The organism is Paenibacillus sp. 598K (genome assembly GCF_003851045.1).
Classification (GTDB): domain Bacteria; phylum Bacillota; class Bacilli; order Paenibacillales; family Paenibacillaceae; genus Paenibacillus_D.
The window spans coordinates 695-4,977 of record NZ_BFBX01000103.1 but is presented as its reverse complement, the minus strand read 5'-3'; the positions used below and the strand labels follow the sequence as shown (position 1 = coordinate 4,977).

3 protein-coding genes are annotated in these 4,283 nt (G+C 62.3%); all 3 read right to left on the bottom strand.

Annotated features, from left to right (window positions below):
• On the bottom strand, positions 1–89 hold an 89-nt coding region (locus PA598K_RS39070), incomplete at its 3' end, for an MnhB domain-containing protein (RefSeq protein WP_376739079.1).
• A gap of 38 nt (positions 90–127) precedes the next feature.
• Positions 128–2,524: a Na+/H+ antiporter subunit A gene (locus PA598K_RS26260; protein ID WP_128659792.1), complete on the bottom strand. Its 2,397-nt coding sequence runs from the start codon at positions 2,522–2,524 to the stop codon at positions 128–130.
• A gap of 240 nt (positions 2,525–2,764) precedes the next feature.
• A partial coding sequence (locus PA598K_RS26255) for a DEAD/DEAH box helicase (protein ID WP_260405625.1) occupies positions 2,765–4,283 on the bottom strand: 1,519 nt, incomplete at its 5' end.

Sequence of the window (4,283 nt, the reverse complement as noted above, 5' to 3'; positions counted from 1 at the left end):
CCGCCGATGAAGCCGCCGCCCGGCCGGTTGTGACCGGCCAGGAACAGATACCAGGAGAACGCCAGCAGCAGGCAGATGACCGCTGTCATGCAGACGCGCTGCAAAATGTCGTGCTCGCGACTATACCTCATACGTCCTCCCCTCCCTTGAACCGGTGCTTCACCAGCATCATGATGCCGAGCCCAACAATGCCGAGCACCAGCACCTCCAGCAGCGTATCGAGCGCACGGAAGTCGACGAGGATGACGTTGACCATATTTTGCCCGCCGCCCAGCTCGTACGTATTGGCCTTGAAAAAGTCCGATATCGATGGCAGTCCGGTCTCCGTGCGGTAGCTGTAGGCGCTGACGCCGAGCAGGAATACGCCGACGCCGACAACAGTCGAGACGATCAGCTTGACCATCCGACTGAAAGGCGGGATGCGCTCGCTCGTCATCTCCGGCAGCCGCCGGAACGCCAGCAGCAGCAGGATGACCGTCACCGTCTCCACCAGCAGCTGCGTAAGCGCCAGGTCCTGAGCGCTGAAGATCGTGAACAGCAGCGATACCATGAGACCGATGACGCCAAGCGCGACAATAAACGCGATGCGCTCCTTGATCTGCAGCAGCGCGAAAGTCGCAGCGATCAGGAGCAGCGAGACGCCATAAACGTACACCGGAGCCTCTCCGGTAATGGCCGTCGGCAGCGTGAAGCTGCCCGAGCGGTAGAAAACATACGTCACCAGACCGATGATGAACAGCAGCATGTAGACCAGATAGTCCCGCAGCCTTCCGGTCATCTGAATGCCCGTGATCCGCTCCGAGCCGACAGCGAGCGCGTCCAGACCGCCATCGTACAGCCGATTCAGCGGGTCGCGCTCGCGGCCGAACCAGCCCCAGCCCGCCATCCGGGGCATGCTGCGGTACAGCAACAGTCCCAGGATAACGACGCCGAGCGACATCCCCAGCTCCAGACTTGGACCATGCCACATAGACAGCCGGAAGGAATAGAGTGTCGGGTCAAGCGTCGGCAGGATCGAGGCAACTGCCGGCTCGATCAGCCCCGGCACCAGCAGATTAGGGAAGAGGCCGAGCAGCAGCACCAGCGAGCCGAGCACGATCGGCGAGATAAGCAGGCCGATCGGCGCCTCATGCACCTCCTGGTCGAAGTTGTGCGGCTTGAACTTGCCGGTGAACGTACGACCGAGCATGAGCGCGCAGTAGCCGAATGTAAAGATGCTGGCGAGCCAGCCGATGACGGCGACCCATAGCCATGCCGCACCTCCGGGCAGCTCCTGCAGCGAGATCAACGCCGTGAAGAACATCTCCTTGCTGATGAAGCCATTGAATGGCGGCAGCCCCGCCATCGCCGACAGTCCGAACAAGGCCACGGTAAACGCAATCGGCATCACGGTCATCAAGCCGCCCAGCCGCCTAATGTCCCGGGTCCCCGTCTCATGGTCGATGATGCCGACGATCATGAACAGACTGCCCTTGAATGTCGCATGATTGACGAGGTGCACGAGCGCAGTCGTCACGGCCGCCGCGTACACTCGCTCCATCGCCGTGCCGCCAGCGAGCATCGCCGCCGAGCCGATGCCGAGCAGCAGCATGAGCAAGCCGAGCTGACTGATCGTCGAGAAGGCGAGGATACCCTTCAGGTCATGCTGACGGATCGCCGACACCGAGCCCCAGCACATCGTGACGAGTCCCGTCAGCAGGAGCGCCCAGAGCCAGACCTCCGAGCCGCCGAAGATCGGCATCATTCGGGCGACCAGGTAGACGCCGGCCTTAACCATCGTCGCCGAGTGCAGGTAGGCGCTGACCGGCGTCGGCGCCTCCATCGCATCGGGCAGCCAGATATGGAACGGGAACTGCGCCGACTTGGTGAAGGCGCCCAGCAGCACCAGCGCCATCGCTGCGTAGAACAGCGGACTCCCGAACAGGCTGTCCGCCTGCGCGATCAAGCCCTGGATGCTGAACGTCCCGCCCTCGAGGTAGAGCAGGATAAAACCCGCCAGCATCGCAAAGCCGCCAAATACGGTGATGAGCATCGACTTGCGAGCGCCATAGACGGATCGGTCCCGATCATACCAGAACGCGACGAGCAAGGAAGAGCTGAGCGAGGTCAGCTCCCAGAATACATAGAGAAGGATCAGGTTGTCCGACAGCACGATCCCCAGCATCGCGCCCATGAACAACAGAAGGTAGAAGTAAAAATGATGCAGCTGCTCCTTGCGCCGATCCAAATAAAAAATCGCATACAGCACGACAAGCGCGCCCACGCCTGTAATGAGAAGCGCGAACAGCAGCCCGAGTCCATCCACATAAGCATCAAAGGAGATGCCCAGCGACGGCACCCAAGGCAAGGTGCGCAGGATCGTCTCTCCCCGGCCAATCTGCGGCAGGAAGCTGGCAAAGTAAACAAACAGCGCAACAGGCGCCAGAAGCACCGCCCAGCCGACCTGTCTGCCGCGGGTCCACCTGAACAGCAGCGGCAGCAGCAAAGCGAGTAGAAACGGCGACAATATTGCTCCATGCAGCACAGATTAACCCCCTTAATCATTCATGATATTGATGTCTTCTCCTTTAACGGGGGTTCCCACTTTCTCTCAAGTGTTTCCGCCAGAATCAGGAAAAAACCGCCAAAAAACACAAAAAAAGCCCGCTTTTGGCAGGCTCCTCCGGGAAAATCCAGTATTAAATTCGGTCTAATATCGCGCTCACTTCTTCATCTTACCGCTTTTCCGCCGCTTTGTAAAGTATTCCTTGCGAACAATTTCCAGTCAGGTTGCCGCACGGGAAACATCGAGCAATTGGAGGATATCCTGCTCCGTCAGTCCCGCTCCGCCGCCCGTCTCCGGCGTCGTCATCTCGTCGAAGAGCGCTTGCTTCTTCTGCTGCAGCTCATACATCTTCTCCTCGATCGTGCCGTGCGTGATGAGACGGATCACCTGGACGACACGCTTCTGCCCCATCCGGTGGGCGCGGTCCTCGGCTTGCCGCTCGACCGCCGGGTTCCACCACAGGTCATACAACACGACGGTGTCCGCTCCTGTCAGATTCAGCCCGGTGCCGCCTGCCTTTAGCGAGATGAGGAACAGATCCCGCTCCCCGGCATTGTACCGCTCGCATAGCTCGACCCGCTCGATCGGCGGCGTCGCCCCATCGAGATAGAAGTACGGGATGCCCCGGTAGCCGAGCTCGCGGCCGATCAGCCCGAGCATCTCCGTGAATTGGGAGAAGACGAGCAGCCGCCTGCCGGCACGGCCGCATTCGTCGATCACCTCGAGCAGCTGCTCGAACTTGGCGGAGCCGCCGGTGTAGCCATCGAGGAACAGCGCCGGGTGGCAGCAGAGCTGGCGGAGCCGGGTCAGACCGGCAAGGATGCGGATGCGGCTCTTGGCGAAGTCCTCCTCGTCCAGATGCTTGAGCGTCTCATACCTCAGCTGAGCCAGCAGCGCGGCATATTGCTTGCGCTGCTCCGGCAGCAGCTCGGAGACGAGCACGGACTCGATCTTCTCCGGCAGCTCGGCCAGCACCTCCCGCTTCATCCGCCGCAGCAGGAACGGTCGCGCCAGCCGGGCGACCGTCGCAGGCTCCAGCTCGCCAAACGCCTGACGGTCCGGGAAAAAGCCGGGCAGCACCGCATCCATGATCGACCACAGCTCGGTCAGACGATTCTCGATCGGCGTGCCGGTGAGCGCGAACCGATGCGTCGCTGCCAGCGTCTTGACCGCGCGGGCGGACTGCGTGCTGTCGTTTTTGATCATCTGCGCCTCGTCGAGGATGAGCGTGTGGAAGGCCAGCTCCGCATAACGACCGATGTCCCGGCGCAGCAGCGGATACGAGACGATGAGCGCATCGTGGTCGGAGGCATCCAGCGTGGCGTGACGCTCGGTGCGGCTGCCGTCGACGACGGCGGCCCGCAGACCGGGCGCGAACCTGCGCAGCTCGCTCAGCCAGTTGTACAGGAGCGAGGCCGGCGCGACGATAAGCGCCGGTCGCCCGCTCTCGCGGATCTCCGGCAGCACCGAGACGAGATAGGCGATGCTCTGCAGCGTCTTGCCGAGCCCCATATCGTCGGCGAGGATACCTCCCAGTCCATACCGCGCCAGCGTCTTGAACCACCGATAGCCCTCGACCTGGTAGTCCCGCAGCACCGGCGCCAGCGACTCGGGCACGGCAGCCTCCAGATGCTCCGGATGCCGCAGATGCTCCAGCAGCTGCCGCACCGCCGCAGCCGGCCGGAGCGCCTCCTCGTCCGTCGAGGCCAGCAGACGCAGGCCGCGCGTCAGCGGCAGG